Annotated in this window: 18 protein-coding genes; 9 read left to right on the plus strand and 9 right to left on the minus strand. The window is 41.7% G+C overall.

Going from position 1 to position 15563, the window contains the following annotated elements; translation table 11 throughout:
- Nucleotides 1–14: 14 nt before the first annotated feature.
- Nucleotides 15–437 carry a DoxX family protein gene (locus tag Q0993_RS18670; RefSeq protein WP_299536015.1) on the minus strand — a complete coding sequence of 141 codons (423 nt, stop codon included), beginning with the start codon at nt 435–437 and terminating at the stop codon, nt 15–17.
- A gap of 148 nt (nt 438–585) precedes the next feature.
- Between Q0993_RS18670 and Q0993_RS18675 the strand changes: the two genes are divergently transcribed.
- Complete coding sequence (locus tag Q0993_RS18675) at nt 586–1713, plus strand: glycosyl hydrolase (protein ID WP_299536017.1); 1128 nt, start codon at nt 586–588, stop codon at nt 1711–1713.
- Here Q0993_RS18675 and Q0993_RS18680 read toward each other — a convergent pair.
- The 7 genes from Q0993_RS18680 to Q0993_RS18710 all read right to left on the minus strand — a co-directional run bounded on the left by Q0993_RS18680 (nt 1700) and on the right by Q0993_RS18710 (nt 9359).
- Nucleotides 1700–2071, minus strand: coding sequence for a TfoX/Sxy family protein (locus tag Q0993_RS18680; protein WP_299536019.1), 372 nt, complete (start codon nt 2069–2071; stop codon nt 1700–1702). The two genes, Q0993_RS18675 and Q0993_RS18680, sit on opposite strands and share 14 nt — an antisense overlap.
- A gap of 31 nt (nt 2072–2102) precedes the next feature.
- On the minus strand, nt 2103–3347 hold the full coding sequence (locus Q0993_RS18685; RefSeq protein WP_299536021.1) for a sigma-70 family RNA polymerase sigma factor: 1245 nt from the start codon (nt 3345–3347) through the stop codon (nt 2103–2105).
- Nucleotides 3348–3474: 127 nt separating this feature from the next.
- Complete coding sequence (locus Q0993_RS18690) at nt 3475–3822, minus strand: YciI family protein (RefSeq protein WP_299536024.1); 348 nt, start codon at nt 3820–3822, stop codon at nt 3475–3477.
- Nucleotides 3823–4031: 209 nt separating this feature from the next.
- The gene (locus tag Q0993_RS18695) at nt 4032–4985 is read right to left on the minus strand and encodes a TIM barrel protein (protein WP_299536026.1); all 954 of its coding nucleotides are present in this window, start codon (nt 4983–4985) and stop codon (nt 4032–4034) included.
- 62 nt (nt 4986–5047) lie between these two features.
- Nucleotides 5048–5653: an FMN-binding negative transcriptional regulator gene (locus Q0993_RS18700; RefSeq protein WP_299536028.1), complete on the minus strand. Its 606-nt coding sequence runs from the start codon at nt 5651–5653 to the stop codon at nt 5048–5050.
- Complete coding sequence (locus tag Q0993_RS18705; protein WP_299536029.1) at nt 5653–6492, minus strand: endonuclease/exonuclease/phosphatase family protein; 840 nt, start codon at nt 6490–6492, stop codon at nt 5653–5655. Before Q0993_RS18705 ends, Q0993_RS18700 begins: the two co-directional genes overlap by 1 nt.
- A gap of 5 nt (nt 6493–6497) precedes the next feature.
- Nucleotides 6498–9359, minus strand: a complete 2862-nt coding sequence (locus Q0993_RS18710) for a trehalase family glycosidase (protein WP_299536031.1) — start codon at nt 9357–9359, stop codon at nt 6498–6500.
- A gap of 19 nt (nt 9360–9378) precedes the next feature.
- Between Q0993_RS18710 and Q0993_RS18715 the strand changes: the two genes are divergently transcribed.
- Nucleotides 9379–9759, plus strand: coding sequence for a glyoxalase superfamily protein (locus Q0993_RS18715; protein WP_299536034.1), 381 nt, complete (start codon nt 9379–9381; stop codon nt 9757–9759).
- A 53-nt stretch (nt 9760–9812) separates the two neighbouring features.
- Here the strand turns inward: Q0993_RS18715 and Q0993_RS18720 are convergent, their stop codons facing one another.
- The gene (locus Q0993_RS18720; RefSeq protein WP_299536037.1) at nt 9813–10814 is read right to left on the minus strand and encodes a DUF3500 domain-containing protein; all 1002 of its coding nucleotides are present in this window, start codon (nt 10812–10814) and stop codon (nt 9813–9815) included.
- A gap of 141 nt (nt 10815–10955) precedes the next feature.
- Between Q0993_RS18720 and Q0993_RS18725 the strand changes: the two genes are divergently transcribed.
- The 7 genes from Q0993_RS18725 to Q0993_RS18755 all read left to right on the plus strand — a co-directional run bounded on the left by Q0993_RS18725 (nt 10956) and on the right by Q0993_RS18755 (nt 15508).
- The gene (locus Q0993_RS18725; RefSeq protein ID WP_299536039.1) at nt 10956–11261 is read left to right on the plus strand and encodes a hypothetical protein; all 306 of its coding nucleotides are present in this window, start codon (nt 10956–10958) and stop codon (nt 11259–11261) included.
- 240 nt (nt 11262–11501) lie between these two features.
- On the plus strand, nt 11502–12125 hold the full coding sequence (locus tag Q0993_RS18730) for a hypothetical protein (protein ID WP_299536041.1): 624 nt from the start codon (nt 11502–11504) through the stop codon (nt 12123–12125).
- Between the two features lie 27 nt (nt 12126–12152).
- Nucleotides 12153–13484 carry a 2TM domain-containing protein gene (locus tag Q0993_RS18735; protein ID WP_299536043.1) on the plus strand — a complete coding sequence of 444 codons (1332 nt, stop codon included), beginning with the start codon at nt 12153–12155 and terminating at the stop codon, nt 13482–13484.
- A gap of 174 nt (nt 13485–13658) precedes the next feature.
- A complete protein-coding gene (locus Q0993_RS18740) occupies nt 13659–13961 on the plus strand; it encodes a 2TM domain-containing protein (RefSeq protein ID WP_299536045.1) in 303 nt (100 codons plus the stop codon).
- Nucleotides 13962–14009: 48 nt separating this feature from the next.
- Entirely contained in the window at nt 14010–14339 is a 330-nt protein-coding gene (locus Q0993_RS18745; RefSeq protein ID WP_299536047.1) for a 2TM domain-containing protein, read from the plus strand.
- 17 nt (nt 14340–14356) lie between these two features.
- On the plus strand, nt 14357–14722 hold the full coding sequence (locus Q0993_RS18750) for a 2TM domain-containing protein (protein ID WP_299536049.1): 366 nt from the start codon (nt 14357–14359) through the stop codon (nt 14720–14722).
- Between the two features lie 30 nt (nt 14723–14752).
- Nucleotides 14753–15508: a LytTR family DNA-binding domain-containing protein gene (locus Q0993_RS18755; RefSeq protein ID WP_299536051.1), complete on the plus strand. Its 756-nt coding sequence runs from the start codon at nt 14753–14755 to the stop codon at nt 15506–15508.
- Nucleotides 15509–15563 lie beyond the last annotated feature (55 nt).

Below are 15563 nucleotides of genomic sequence, written 5' to 3' on the forward strand. Positions count from 1 at the left end.
ATAGTAAAGTTCATTTACTTCTGCATTTTTAAATAATAATCCGCTGAATGTTTACCAGAACCGTAAAAAACAAAAAACAGGCAAATCAAAAAGACGACCGATGCCATAATCAAGTTTGTCCCATTCATTTCCCCTAAGAAGTTGACCAATATGGCTCCGATCAAAATAGGTAATTGGGCAATGACCGCCCACCGGGTAAGTAGGCCCACGACAATAAGAAATCCACCAACAAAATGGGCAGGGGCCACATAATGTAAGATTAACATACCTCCGGGCATATTTTCAAAGGGCTTGATGACTTCTTCCATTTGCTGAAGATTGGACATAAAATCAACGCCTTTCATAAAAAGGAAAACTCCCAGGGCTACACGTAAAAGATCAAGTGGATAATAGGTATGGGCATTCGCCCATTTGTTTAAAGTTTTAATTCTTCCCATGGCTAAAAGTTGTTGTCTACCTTTGAAAAGGTAGGATTGTAGAACTATAAGATACTCATTTTTAATAAGATATAAAAATAAGGGCCTCAGTTACATCTTTCCGAAAACCTTAGAATAAATCTGGAACAATTTTTGGTAATTGATGTACATGACCATCGACATACTTCGTACATTCTGGATTCTGCCCCTTCTGACAATGCTATTTCTGGTTGCACTGCAAAATACCCGTATTGAGCAGAAAGAGATGGAAGAAACCACGATTCCATATAAATCGTCAAATAAAAATCATCGAATGCCCGATTTGTCCGTTGCACGTAGCAAAGCGGATATATTGGCTTATTTTGATGCGTTGATTGCCAACAAACAAATTATTGTGGGACAACATTGCGGTAATGGGCCGGACGAAATCAGATCCTACTACAACACCTATATAGATGTTTTGGCCGATTTTACCGGGAGGCATGTAGGTATTATTGGGGCTGATCTTGGCTTTTTTCCCAGCGACACCTACCCGGTAAAAACCTTGATAGACCATTGGCAGCAGGGTGGGTTGGTTACCGTAAGTTGGCATGCGGACAATCCTTTTAACGAGGGTTATGACACGTATTGGGACACTGTGGAAAACAAGGATAACATCAAGGCAAGGTCACTTTTAAGAGATGCGCCGAAAACGGAAATCTGGTTTAGCTATAGAGGCGAATTGGATAAGATGGCCGGAGCTTTACAGAAGCTTCGGGATGCCGGAGTGACTGTTATCTGGCGACCTTTCCATGCTATGAATGGGGACTTTTTTTGGTGGGGTATCAATGCGCACAACAATCAACAGACTAACGAGGAAGACTTCAAGGCCTTGTGGATTGATCTTTATCAAACTTTGACCTATGAGTATGGTTTGGATAATCTTATATGGACGTATTCCGTAATTCCCCATAACAACCGGAATGCGGATGTTACGGCCTACTACCCAGGTTCGGATTACGTGGATTTGGTGGGGATGGATTATTATGGGGTTGCCCCCGACTTTCCGGATTACAACGCTTTAAAATCTTTGGGCAAAACCATTGTCATGAGCGAATCCGGTCCTGTAGATCAAGGTAATGGAAATTGGGATATGATGGATTTGGTCAATACCTTAAAGGGAAGGGCAGCCTATTTTTTGCAATGGCATAGTGGGCGAAAAACAAAAATGGCCATACGTGACAACAGGAACATTGTTGAAATGATGAACAGTGAAGCTGCTATTACAAGGGACGAGTTGATGCCTATTTCTTTTTAGCCTTTTTTTTACTGCTTTTGGCCAAGGGATTGAATTCTAAACAGAGTTGGACCCAATATTCCAATTCCTTATCCGTATCCACACCTTCTGCGGAAACATACACATAACCCTTCATAACACGGCCCGTAAAGTCCATTTGGCGACAATGGGGTCTTTGCAATGCCATTTCATAATTTAAATCCCCAATGCGACACATCAATCGGGGCTCGGTTGTTTTTTTATCCGTATCCAGACCAAAACACATTTTCCCATCGACCATAAAACACAAGCCTCCCATCATTTTCTTCTCCTCAAAATGAACCGATTTCTGTTTTAAGATCTGCCTGGCACGATCGGCCAAAAATTCATCATACGCCATTGTATTTTCTATTTTAGATCACATCATTTTCTTAGCTATACTCCTCTGGGATATCTTCCAGCTTTTTTAGAATCCATTCCCGTTCGCTTTTCGTGGTTTTCAAGGCCGTAGCTTTTTGCAAATGTTCCCTTTGTTTATCGCTATCGGTACCTGAATAGAGTTCGGCAAGCAATAGATGATATAGATGGTTCTGTTTCAAATCTATTTTTAGGGCCTCTTTGATAGCCTCTTCCTTACTTCTGGCGCGGGCTAAGGCATACGTCCGGTTTAGGGCCGCCATGGGGGAATACTCAATTTGTAACAAACGGTTATAAATCCGTAAAATGTTTTCCCATTTTTCCTTGGGATCCATTTGGCTTCGGGTATGCCAATAGGCAATAATGGCTTCTAAATGGTATTTGGTGATTTCGTCCCCATTTCTGGAGCGGCTTAGGAACAAAACCCCCTTTTTAACAAGATTCTTGTCCCATATGGATTCATCCTGGTCCGCATAGACAATTTGTGCTCCCTTCTCATCCATTCGGGCCTCAAACCTCGAGGCATGAAAACAGAACAAGGCCATTAATGCATTGGTCTGCGGCAAGTTGGTCAACTTGGAATTCAACAACATATAATTTAGCCGCATTGCCTCCAAACAAAGTTCCTTGCGCAGACGTTTCTCCGAACTTACGGAATAATAGCCTTCATTAAAAAGGAGATATAGCACCAGAAGTACATTTTGCAATCGGTTTTTTAAGTGGCTTGAACCGGGCATTACCAAATCTACCTGATGTTGGCGAATCTTTTCCTTGGCCCTATATAATCTTTTATTAATGGTTTCCGGATTGCTTAAAAAGGCCCCCGCAATTTCCGTTACCCCGAATCCACATAATATTCGAAGGGCCAGCGCAATTTGGGCTTCGGAAGAAATAACCGGATTGCATATGGCAAACATCATTTTAAGTTGGCTATCCTGAATGTTGGAGTCGGATAGGTCTATTTCAATGGCCTCGGAAACAGGAGATCCATGTGATAGCTCGGGCTTTATTTTCTCCCGAAATATTTTTTCCCGTTTAAAGGTGTCGCGTGCCTTGTTCTTGGCTACTGTATATAACCACGCGGTCGGATTATCGGGTACTCCTTTCATACCCCATGTTTCAGAGGCCTTCAGAAAGGTTTCGCTAACCAAATCCTCGGCAAGTTGAATGTTTGAAAGACCAAAGGTCTTGCACAGCACCGAAACGATTTTGCTAAATTCGGTACGAAATAAATGGGGTATGAGTTCTCTGGTTGGCATGGACTTAATATAGAACGTCATTGCACACTATCCCTCGCGCAAAGACCAGCAAGTAATTATCACTTTCGGGGATGTTATTCTTTTCGACCTAATCTTTGACCGCTTTTTGTGCAATGACGCCTTAAAATTACATATCAAAAACCATTACATCACGGACTTCTACTCTCCCGGTAGGAATGGAAAGAATAGGACATCCTTCAGACAATTTAAAGGCCTCTTCCAGACTATTGGCCTTTACGATGATATATCCGCCCACTATTTCCTTGAGTTCAGCATAAGGCCCATCTGTTATAACACCGTCCGCGGTTACGGTCTTTCCTTGCGTCCCCAAGGCATTGGTGGCCACAAATTTTCCTTGGGCCGCAATTCCCCCGATCCAGTCTTGCCAAATTTGCATCACTTCCTGCATTTCCTCTGGTGTACGGGCGGAGTTGTCGGAATTTTCAGTTCTGAAGATCATCATAAATTCATTCATAATTTCTATAATTTTGTAGTTATATGTTTAAGGACGATCCAATTTCTTGGAATGGGACATAAAGTTGCAAATTTTTTATGGGGGTTCTGCACGATTCCCTTATTTTACGAATACCGAAACGCAGTGCAATCATTGCCTAATGGGGTTCAGCGTGTAGTTAAGTATGGTTTGGTTAATAGGCCATGTTTCCAAATCAGCGAGAAATTCCTTTAGTTCAAATTTGCCCATACTCTTTCGATTAAGGCCTTGGTGGCCCTTATTCCTTCAGGTTCGTTCATATTCTCGCCCTCGAATTCGATGCCGATGTAACCATCAAAATCAGAATCCTTTACCATCTGGAGCAATCTCACATAGTCCATGACGGTCTCGTTGCCCTTTGTATCAAAATCATAGGATTTGGCACTGACACCTTTGGCGTAGGGTAAAAAATCCGCAAGTCCTTGGTGCCGATCGTAGACCTGATCACATGCATTATTCTGGGTACTTCCCCATTCCTTGTTAAGACACCAATTACCAAAATCCGGTAGTGTCCCTAGGTAGGGATTGGCAACGGCCTTGATGATGTCTGTGATGTATTTCCCATCCGAGGTATGAAGCCCATGGTTTTCGATAAGAACATTCATTTTTTCCTGGGCTCCGTATTCCGCCAATGTTCCCAAACCGGATATTAAGGGTTGTTTTAATTCCGCTTTTGTTCCTTGGCCAAAAGCATTTACACGAATGGAATGGCAGCCCAAGATTTTGGCGGCATTGATCCATTTATAATGATTTTCTACTGCCTTCTTCCGCTCCTTGTCCTTTGGATTTCCAAGATCTCCTTCGTTGTCCACCATAATAAGCAGGCTTTTAACCCCGGAATCATCGGCCCTTTCTTTCATAGTGTTCCAAAAACCTTCATCTGTAGCATGATCCATGTAAAATTGATTTACATATTCCACCGCATGGATGCCGTAGGTGTCCTTTGAGATACTGGCAAAGTCTATGGCCAAGAGGTTTCCTTTTTCCAAGGCCCTGTGCAAGGACCATTGTGCCAAGGAGATTTTAGGTGCTTTCATTTCAAGAAATTTAGACGGTGATAGATTCCCAAACACGGATACCATGGGAAGGGAAATAGCCGTGGTGCCCAAGGCCGCCTGCTTTAAAAAAGTTCTTCGAGTTTTCATTTCAGCTGGTATTGATTACTACAAAGTAGTCAATAATTTAGGCTTAAAAAAGAATAATTGGCTTATCGTTTTTTCATATGCTCGGAAATGGCCTTACTTCCCGCATCTTGTCTTTCCCCAAGCTCCTTAACAATCCGTTCATGATCATTTTCGCGAGTTTGGGATAGCTTGTACTTTGCCTGTATGTCCGAAATCTCAATTTGAAAACCTACAACACCCTTAACCTGCCTCAATGTTTTGGGTGACATGTTTTGTAATGAAATCGGATTTTTTGACCCCTGTTCATGTTTGTCCACGAGTCTGTGCAAAGAAGCCATGACCATTGCTTCGTTCAGTATTTTTGGTTTTCCGTAAACATGTACGGCAATGTAGTTCCAAGTAGGCACTTCCTCTTTCTGGTACCATGAGGAGGAAACATAGGCGTGTGGTCCATTGAAGATACAGAGCACCTCTTCATCCTCGGAAAAAGCTTTCCATTGGGGATTGGCCTTAGCGATATGGCCTACAAGGATATCCCTTCCACTTTCATTTTCCTCAAGCTCCAAAGGAATATGGGTAGCCCATGGTTTACCATCATGGCGATTTACCAAAATAGCAAAACTGTTTTTACGGATAAAATCCTTGATTTCTTCCCAATTTTCATTTTTGTTGTGTTCGGGGATATACATTATGGGTAATGTAAGGAGATTAATACAGGCAGGTGATCTGAAATGTGTTTGTTGTTTTCCATGCGATCGTCGATGTGGACATACGTCTTAACTTTAAGGTCCCTTACAAAAATATAGTCGATACGTTTATCCACGACCCTGTTTTGATCAAATCCGTTGGAGGTTCCGGAAGGGCCATAAAAGGGTTTTTGGGTCGCCTCTTGTCCATCCAAAAAATTACTTCGAAGATACTGTATCGGCGCCGTATCGGGAGTAAGGTTTAAATCGCCCATAACAACCACCGGAAGCTTTTCCTCGTTTACCTCCTCTATTTTTTGAACCAGGAGTTGGGCCGATTTTTCCCTAGCCACTTTCCCCACATGGTCAAAATGCGTATTGAAGATATAGAGCCTTTTACTCGTTTCTTTTTCCTCAAATAGTCCATAGGTACAGATACGTTCCAAGGCCGCGTCCCAACCTACGGAAATTTTATCAGGGCTTTCCGAAAGCCAAAATGTATTGCTCTTCAATACCTTGTAGCGGATCGAATCATAAAGGATAGGAGAATATTCCCCCTTCTGTCTACCGTCATCGCGTCCTACCCCTATATAGGTAAAACCCGTTAGGGCACTATCAATATAGGTCAACTGTCGGTGCAATACTTCTTGGGCACCGATAAAAGAGGCCTCATAATGTTTTAGCAATTGAACGAGAGCTTCCTTACGATAGTTCCAATTATTTATCGTGTCGGTAGTGTTATCATACTTAATATTATAGGTCATTAGCCTAAGGTCCTGACCAAGGGATGCATAAAACAAACACAACGAAAAAACCGTGAGAAACCCTTTTTTTGCTTTCATGAATTTTAATCCAATTTAGTAGTTATCAATTTTAGTTTTCCCAACCTTCCCCTGGGGACTACCTTTACCAATGCCCCCTTGGGGGCCTTATAGCCGAGCCGAAGAAGATCACCTTCTACTTTCCATTTTACGTATACTGGTCCCATCGGGTGCGCCACGGTGCCCTCGGCCCATTCCAACGTAGCCGATTGCGGCATAATTTCTATGTGATTCGGATCAAAAGGGGCCTGAAAACCTAGATTTACGCCAAGTACTTCCGTAGAAAGGAAGTAAGTTGGGTGACCACTCCACGCATGGCTGGATGTGCCTTGGTTTCCTGAAATATCAAAATTTTCCCATACGGTTGGTTTTGCTGAATGCAAGGCCATGGGCCCCCAGTGTTTTTTCATAAAGTATTCGGCCAAATCGGCCATCCCGTTCCGATAAAGTAAGGCGAACAGATAGAACGAGGAATAAGGGGTTATTTTACGTTTTCTGCTGATGTCCCCGATATCCATAAGTTCCTGTTTCAATAGTGCCAGTATGGATTGCGCTTGTGCACTATCCGCAATACCATAAAGTAGGGGCCAAATATTGGAAGTGAGATGACTTTCAGTAAGGAGCACATCAGATTTAAGCCCATCTCTATACACCCTCTTCCCAGAATCCCAGAGTACCCTGTTTATGTCTTTTTTTAACTGATCAGCCTCTTTTTCAAAGTAGTCCTTATCCTCAGTAAACCCAAATCGTTCTGCCCACTTTGCCGTAATTTGCATGGCATGTGCCAAAAGTGCCTGATATGCGGTCATTGCCGCATTCTCCCTATTGATATCCGTCCACTCCAAAAACACGCGTGATGCAGGAATCAATCCGTTTTTGTCCTTTTTTCGGATATGGTTGCGCAAGAGGGAGGTATAGTTTGCGTAATACTTTTGAGCCAGGCGCCAATCGTTTGTATAGGTGCAATAGTAATCTAGGGTCACCTGGGTCAATAGCGGAAAATCATTATGGCGATTTTCCTTTCCCGTCATCATTTCATCCCGATACATATCCTGAAACACTTTTAGGGAATAGGCCACCAAACTCAAATCACCACTGGCGGCCATGGTAATAGCCGTTTGCGGCAACATGTCACCAGCGTACAGGCCACGTTCCCGAAAGGGGGTATCTGTATAGGTATCTTCGGCGCAAAGTTGCAATGTGCGCCATCCGGCATCCCATATGTTATTGAATATGGGGTCGCTACATTCAAAATGGCCTATTTTTTCGAAAGGATATACCTGCCGCACCACGCCTGCTTTGGTAAGCGTAACGGGACGGTCGTGTCCACTAATGTTGATATGCATATATTTTAACCCGTAGGGCTTAAAGCTTTCATATCTTTTTTGGCCCTCTGAGGTAATAAAACGTAGGCCTGCACCGACTTGAAAACGTTTGTAAAGCCATGGAAAACCATTTTGGTCCAATTCCTCGCTAAAACCAATATCTATTTGTGTTCCGGTGGGGAAATCCCCCTCAACGAAAATCCTGCCCAATTGGGTTTCCGACATCTCATAAAAAAGTGCGGTTCCGTTTTTGGATACCGGAATAACGCTATTTCCCTCAATAGTCGTTTTGGGAGTAAAACGCTGCGTCGTATCCAAGGCTTTCCATGCCAAATCCCGGGCCGGCTGATTGGCATCATTCTCCCTTTGTTGTGTTTGCCATTTTTCCACAACCGTATTTTGAAGTAACCTCGGAACGGTAAGCGTAGCATCGATCTGCTCAATTTCCCGCTTTACCTTTTCATCATAAAAGGGGCCATACGTGTTGAATAGGTCCTTCGAACCCTTCTCTTGGGAGGAAGAAAGTGACAATCCCGCACTTTTCGGTACGGCCATATAATAATCCCATGACCCCCAAATAATACCATAACGGACCACATAGGCGTTCCACCCCTTTTTTAGATTCAGGGTATACTGTCTGCGATAGCTTTCTTTGTCCTGAATGCTGTCTTTCCTTATTAGTTGGCCGTTTAGATAGTGATCTCCCCACCAAAGTCCTACGGAAACGTTTTGGGCAATAGGGGAGTGGATATAGGTATAGGCAATGGCGGGATTTGACGTATTGTACTCTTTCATATCACTGTCGGGGGTTGATATTCTAAAGGAATGGATATCTTCGTCATCGGCAAGGGGGTAGGCCGCCATAAGTCGCAAAGGAACTATTGGGGCATTCGTCAATTTTGGGATAGGTCTTGGTGTAAAGTCTCCCCATATTTCTTGGTCCTTTAACGGAACGGGGGCGGTCCATCCCTTGATTGTGGTCTGGGGTAGATTCCAATCCCATTCTTGGCGACTATCCCAATTTTCTATAGCCCCAGTGGCAAAGGAAAATCGAGGTGCGGTTTGGTCATAGCCTATGGATTTTTTGCATAACCAATCTGTATCCACGGAAAGATCTATCTCACCGTCCTTCAACTCGATGTTTCCCCAAGCCGTAAATCCACCTTTATAATCAAATAACTGGTAAGTGAGCATCCCATTGGACAGTGCCTTTACGCCAATAACATTTTTACCCGGTTTAAGATAAGGTAATAGGTTGTAGGTATCGTATTCGGGATTGGTGTGAAATGAGCGTATGGGGCCAAAACCAATGTAATTTCCATTGACATAAAGCGCGTATCGCGAGTCGGCATACAGATGCAAATCGGATTTTTTTGGCGTTTCATTTAGCGTAAATTCCCTCCGGAAATAAACATATTCGTTACGTTCCCCCCCTTCGGCACGTATCCAGACCAACTTGGGATTAAGGGACTGGGCAAGGGCCGAAGATCCACCGAGAAGCACAAAAAGGATAAAAAGTCTTTTCAAAGTATGTTTCCAAAAATTGAATGGTAAGTTAGTCATAATACCTTAAATTTATTTCGTGAAATTAAAGGGATATTTACATCAAATCCATCCTGTACTTCCTGTGAAGGATGTAGTGGAAGCTTTGGACTTCTATGTCAATCGATTGGGTTTTAAAATTGCGTTCGCCGACGATTCCAAGAACCCTAAATACGCGGGAATTTTAAAGGATGCGGTTGAAATACATTTGCAATGGCATGATGCTGCCGAGTGGGAGTTGGCCGTAGACCGACCCATGTTGCGCATCGTTACAGAAAATATAGAGCAACTTTATGCGGAATATTCCGAAAAGGACGTTTTTAATGCCCATACCCTTTTAAGGGAGACGGCCTGGGGCACCAAGGAATTTGCTTTTTACGATCCGTTTAAGAACGGTTTGACTTTTTACCGGGATATTTGAGCTGGACGTTTCCAACTCATTTGATTTTTTCAAAAAGAGGTGTTCAAAATCGACTAGTGGTGATTGGAATTCTCATAGTGCTCCTTGATCAAATTTCTTCCAAAGTCGCCATCAAAGTCTCGCCATACAGTGTGTATGTGATTGGCATTACTTTGGGTATTATCAAATTCGATTAAAAACGTCTTTCCTTGAATACGATAATAGTGTGGTTGTCCTAAAACGGTAGCCCCTGCCCATCCAAAATGGATATCGTCCAATTGTTCATTTTTTAGCTTGGCCATGCGTTCCTTGGCCAATTCCTCGGGCATTGCCGAAAGGTATTCATAGATAAGACTCAAGAGCAGTTTCTTTTGATCCTTTGCCAGATCTTTTGTAGCAATCCCTGCGGGATCCAAAGGTTCCACGGAAGTTTCTACAAAGGTGATGATTTCGTTCGGTGCTGTTTCGCTAAAAATAGCTTTTTCCCTCTGCGAAGTATCCAATGCATTAATAAGTTCCAAGGCTATGTCCTGTTCCCTTTCCAGTGTACGCTCTCCCTTTCTTTTCCCCTGTTTGATAATAGCCGGGGAAGCCCCAAAGAAACGGGGTGTAAAGGAAACCTTAGCCTTGGTTATGGCAAAGTTCAATGATATATGATGTCCTTCAAAAGACCAGCCCCATAGACTGTCCTTTTTAGGATTTCCATAAATAGTAGCATAGTATTTCTCGGAATCCCGCATGGTACTGTTTCCATCCATTTCTAAAAGAACATCTTCCAAGGCTATTATTTTCATGGCCTTGGTATAACCGGATTCACTAAGGTGCTGCTTCAACATGGCATGAAGTAATGTTTTTTGGGAATCGTTCAATTCCTTAAGCGAAACACCTTCCCGTTGCCACATGGATGCAGGAAAAAAGTGCCAGCTTTCGCGTAAGGGGTCATCAAAGGCCAATTGTGCTTTGGCCAATTGTTCTTTGTCCAAGGAATTTAAAAAGTTGAGCACATGGTCCTGTGCCGTACTTTGGGTGGAATACAATAGGAGCATACCTAATATGATCCATACACATTTTCTCATAACATTGGTTTTGTTGCGTTTTAAATGTACGGACATTTTTTCAAATCGATTTCTTTTACGTTTTAATCTAAACAATGGACTGTTTTCGTCCCGGTTGGAAAATTATGTAACTTGGGTGCTTGCCAAAACGAACAAAGCTGAATGAAGCATTTTTATATCCTGTTTCTGCTACTTATTCCCTTTTCCTGTTTGGCCCAGGAATCAAAAATACCCGTATATGCCTGGATGGGAGGACCTGGGGAAGCCACGGATTCCGAGCTTCTTGAAATGTTTTCGGGACAGAAAAAAAGAGGAATAGATGGACTACTTCCCGAGGAATTGGGCGATGCAATTAGGGAATCAATGGAAAACGGAGCAAAGGGCATATGTCTTTTTACCCCTGGCAGAATGACCGATGCACATTGGGAAGCTCTTGAAAAAGCCATTTACATAGATTATACCAATTAAGAACATCCACACGCGTTCTTATTTTTCGCTATGTTGATTACCACCATTTCAACTTCCCTGGTATTGGATGATTGGATTATTTTTTTGTCAAACGATTTTTGTTCGCTGCCAAGTTCCCAATAAGGGAATATAAGTGTCTTTTACAATCCATCCCGTTATTCCGACAATTCGGTTCTTCTCTTTTTATAGAATTGCTTGTTCAGCCCAAATTTGAAGCATCAAACTTTAAAATTGTAGATCATGAAAAATGTAATTGTAATCGTAACACTAATGGCATCCTTAAACTCTTTGGCACAAGATCAGTACAGCAGGGGAATGCAAAAGGCATTTCAACTCTGGGGTGAACAGAAGACCATGGAAGCCTCCAATATGTTTGAACGCATTGCCTCCGTGGAAATCGACAATTGGTTACCCCATTATTACACGGCGCAGGTAAATACGGTAGCCGCCTTTGGAGAAAAGGATAAGGAAAAAGTAGGCCAACTATTAGGAAAGGCCCAGGAGTATGTTGATTTGGCCAAGACTATTTCTCCCGATAATCCGGAAATACTGGTGCAGGAGGCTATGGTACACACTGCCTGGATTGCTTTTGACGGGGCTACTTATGGTATGACGTTGTCCGGAAAAGTCGCGGCCCTATACGAAAAAGCACTGCAATTAGATCCTAAGAACCCGAGAGTGGTATTTTCCAAAGCGGAATGGGATATGGGCTCGGCCAAGTATTTTGGGCAGGATACTGCCCCCTATTGCGCGGATGTGGAACGTTCGTTGGAACTTTTTGCTAACTTTAAACCAGAGAGTGACTTTCATCCCAACTGGGGCGAGGATAGGGCAAGAATTGTCCTTGAAAACTGCGGCAAATAGAATTTTTGGCCACATGGATAGGTTCAAATGAAGTATTGGAGCAAATTAATAGGGGTAGGATTGTTAATCGGAATTGTTCTGGCAGGTATCCAAATAGGAATTGACCTACTTGCCGGAACACCGCTTTTTTTTGACCGAACACTTTTTAAGGAAGTTGGGTACAACCTGCTCTTTGCGATTGTACTTACTTTAATAAACGGTGCTTTTTTTGATTATCTAAATTACCGCGTGGTTTGGAAAAAGTACGCAAAATATAGATTGGCCATTGGGGCCACAGGCGGTGTAGTACTCACCATGATGGGTATTTTCGGAATGAGAGTACTTATTTTTACTGTTTTTGAAGGTAAGGATTGGATTGATTTTATTGCAGAGGAAAAGGCCATTTATTATGCAATATCCCTGTTGATAACCATAGTAATCTCGGTTTTTTTTCATGCCATTTATTTCTACAAGGCATTACAGGAAAAGAAAGTCAAGGAACAAAAGGTAATTGCAGGGACGGCATCGGCCAAATTTGATGCACTAAAGAACCAATTGGACCCCCATTTTTTGTTCAATAGCTTAAATGTACTGACCAGTTTAATTGAGGAAGACCCCGACCAAGCCCAGAAATTCACTACTTCCCTTTCCAAGGTCTATCGCTATGTGTTGGAACAAAAAAACAAGGATTTGGTTTCCATTGATGAAGAGCTGCAATTTGCCAAGACCTATGTACGGCTCTTAAAAATGCGCTTTGAGGATAGCATTGTTTTTGATATTCCGGATAGTGCACATGATCCCGAGGCAAAAATCGTACCCCTATCGTTGCAATTATTGTTGGAAAATGCCGTAAAGCACAATGTAGTTACAGCTTCGAGGCCATTGCACATAAAGGTGCATGAAAAAGATAATAAACTGGTTGTTAGCAATAACTTGCAAGAGAAACAGGTGGTGAAAAAGAGCAGCGGTGTGGGATTGCGCAATATTCAACAGAGATACGGTATACTTACGGATAGGGAAGTGGCTATTCAGAAATCGGCTTCTGACTTTAGCGTAAGCCTACCCATGTTGACCAGACAGGTCTCCGTTATGAATACCCAAAAAGGCTATATTGAGGACAAGAGATACAAAAAGGCAAAGGAAAAAGTGGATGCTATCAAAGGTTTCTATGGCAATCTTATATCGTATTGCATAGTACTTCCCTTTTTAGCGTATCTCAATTATCGGACCTCGGATTTTCCTTGGGTAGTTTTTCCCTTTGTCTTTTGGGGATTGGGAGTTATTGGTCATGGGATGGAGGCGTATGGATATAATCCCATTTGGGGGAAACGCTGGGAGGAGAAAAAGATGCGCAAATTTATGGAGGATGAGAATTTTTAATTTAGGTTCCGTGCCATATGCCCGTTTAATTTAAGCCAGTGATATCTTCAATCTTTAGATGTCCAGATAAGCGCAAAACCCAATTCGTCCTGAAAAAAATACAATTCGGAAAACAAAATCTGGAAAAGTAAAGCGATTACCGGAAATTTGTTTCAACTAAAAAATCAAACCAGTATGGAAAATATGGACAAAGAGAATAAGTACCTTAAAGCTAAGGAAAAGGTAGAGGAAATTAAGAAGTTCTACACCAGTTTAGTCTCCTATGTCATAGTAATCAGCCTTTTGGCCGCCATAAACTACTACTTGGACCAGTGGCGCTATATGTGGTTTTTATGGGCTGCGTTCGGCTGGGGCATAGGACTTATCTTTCAGGCGGCCAAAACTTTTGGTTTAAATCCCTTTTTTGGAAGAGATTGGGAAGAACGGAAAATAAAGGAATTTATGAAGGAAGATGAGAATAAACAACGTTGGGAGTAACCTCAAATTAATTGAGGAAAACAAATATAAACCTGTTAACAAATTAGAATGGACACAAAATATTTAGATAGACAAATAAGGGCTAAAAAGAAGATAGAAGACTTAAAGGGATTTTATTGGCATTTGGCCTCCTATGTAGCAGTAAATCTTTTTATTAGTACCGTAAAGGTTATTGGTGACATGGGTGACGGAGAGACTTTTTTGGAGGCTTTTTGGAATTTTGGCACTTTCGCAGTTTGGTTTTTCTGGGGCATTGGACTGGCTTTCCATGCTATGAAAGTATTTTCATATAATCCGTTTTTCGGCAAGGAATGGGAGGAAAGACAAATACAAAAGTATATGGAGGAAGATAAAAAGGAAGCTGAAAAGTATAGATGAATCTTAAAGTTAAAACGATGACAATATACCCTTCGGAAAGATTTACCAAGGCAAAAAAGAGAGTAGATAAAATAAAGGGTTTTTATAAACACCTTAGTATTTATATCGTAGCCAATATACTACTGTTCATTTTTAAGGGATACGCCCTTAGTTACCTTATTTCACAAGGAATCAAAGATCAAGGCTTCTTGGATTGGTTTACGTTGAATATTATTTTAACCCCAGTATTGTGGGGATTGGGACTTATTATCCACGGATTTTTGGCTTTTAGGACAGTTCCCTTCTCCCTGAAGAATTTAAAACCAAAATTCATAGAAGACTGGGAAGAGCGCCAGATTCAAAAATATATGAATGCAGAAGGTGATTCTAAAGAAGAACTGTAAGCGCAAAGAGTAGTAAAGAACATTAAAACTATGGAAGTAATCATTATTGAGGATGAAAAGCCGGCGGCAAGAAGACTTTCAAGACTTCTAAAGGAATTGGGTGTAGGAGTATCCATTATGCTACATTCTGTGGAAGAGTCCATCCAGTGGTTTCAGGACAATGAGCATCCTGATCTGATTTTTTTGGACATTCAGCTTGCGGATGGGCTTTCTTTCGAGATTTTTGAGCATGTTGAGGTGCAAAGTGCTATTATTTTTACTACTGCCTATGACGAATACGCCTTACAGGCATTTAAATTGAACAGTATAGACTACTTGTTAAAGCCTATTGATGATGAAGATTTGGAGCAGGCGGTAAAAAAATTCAGGGCTCTAAAACCGAAGTCGCAAAAACTGACCTTGGATTTTGAGGACATCAAAAAATTACTGGCGAACCCTTTGGAACGGGAGTATAAAAAGAGGTTTACAGCGAAGGTGGGACAACATCTTAAAATTATTAATGCTGACGAGGTGGAGTGTTTTTATAGTGAAAACAAAGGAACCTATGCGGCCACTTCGGACGGTAGGAATTATTTGTTGGAGACTACCTTGGAAAACTTGGAAACGGAATTGGAACCCCAGACTTTTTTTCGGGTAAGCCGAAAGTTCTACATTAATATAAAATTTATTCAGGACATTGTTTCCTATACCAACTCACGGCTAAAAATCAAATTGAACCGATATCAAGGACAGGAAATCATAGTAAGTAGAGAAAGGGTTAAAGACTTCAAGTTATGGTTGGAGTAAAATGTTTTAAATTTTTGAAAATAAGAATTTTAAAACAAAATATAGATTTTTCTTA

It is taken from the genome of Ulvibacterium sp. (assembly GCF_028285715.1).
GTDB lineage: Bacteria > Bacteroidota > Bacteroidia > Flavobacteriales > Flavobacteriaceae > Ulvibacterium.

Bases quoted from the DNA above. Each gene is read 5' to 3' on its own strand.
- Q0993_RS18675 (WP_299536017.1), top strand. From the start codon at position 586: ATGACCATCGACATACTTCGTACATTCTGGATTCTGCCCCTTCTGACA.
- Q0993_RS18705 (WP_299536029.1), bottom strand. From the start codon at position 6,492: ATGAAAGCAAAAAAAGGGTTTCTCACGGTTTTTTCGTTGTGTTTGTTT.
- Q0993_RS18740 (WP_299536045.1), top strand. From the start codon at position 13,659: ATGGAAAATATGGACAAAGAGAATAAGTACCTTAAAGCTAAGGAAAAG.
- Q0993_RS18710 (WP_299536031.1), bottom strand. From the start codon at position 9,359: ATGACTAACTTACCATTCAATTTTTGGAAACATACTTTGAAAAGACTT.
- Q0993_RS18695 (WP_299536026.1), bottom strand. From the start codon at position 4,985: ATGAAAACTCGAAGAACTTTTTTAAAGCAGGCGGCCTTGGGCACCACG.
- Q0993_RS18700 (WP_299536028.1), bottom strand. From the start codon at position 5,653: ATGTATATCCCCGAACACAACAAAAATGAAAATTGGGAAGAAATCAAG.
- Q0993_RS18725 (WP_299536039.1), top strand. From the start codon at position 10,956: ATGAAGCATTTTTATATCCTGTTTCTGCTACTTATTCCCTTTTCCTGT.
- Q0993_RS18690 (WP_299536024.1), bottom strand. From the start codon at position 3,822: ATGAATGAATTTATGATGATCTTCAGAACTGAAAATTCCGACAACTCC.
- Q0993_RS18685 (WP_299536021.1), bottom strand. From the start codon at position 3,347: ATGCCAACCAGAGAACTCATACCCCATTTATTTCGTACCGAATTTAGC.
- Q0993_RS18720 (WP_299536037.1), bottom strand. From the start codon at position 10,814: ATGAGAAAATGTGTATGGATCATATTAGGTATGCTCCTATTGTATTCC.
- Q0993_RS18670 (WP_299536015.1), bottom strand. From the start codon at position 437: ATGGGAAGAATTAAAACTTTAAACAAATGGGCGAATGCCCATACCTAT.
- Q0993_RS18680 (WP_299536019.1), bottom strand. From the start codon at position 2,071: ATGGCGTATGATGAATTTTTGGCCGATCGTGCCAGGCAGATCTTAAAA.
- Q0993_RS18745 (WP_299536047.1), top strand. From the start codon at position 14,010: ATGGACACAAAATATTTAGATAGACAAATAAGGGCTAAAAAGAAGATA.
- Q0993_RS18750 (WP_299536049.1), top strand. From the start codon at position 14,357: ATGACAATATACCCTTCGGAAAGATTTACCAAGGCAAAAAAGAGAGTA.
- Q0993_RS18735 (WP_299536043.1), top strand. From the start codon at position 12,153: ATGAAGTATTGGAGCAAATTAATAGGGGTAGGATTGTTAATCGGAATT.
- Q0993_RS18730 (WP_299536041.1), top strand. From the start codon at position 11,502: ATGAAAAATGTAATTGTAATCGTAACACTAATGGCATCCTTAAACTCT.
- Q0993_RS18755 (WP_299536051.1), top strand. From the start codon at position 14,753: ATGGAAGTAATCATTATTGAGGATGAAAAGCCGGCGGCAAGAAGACTT.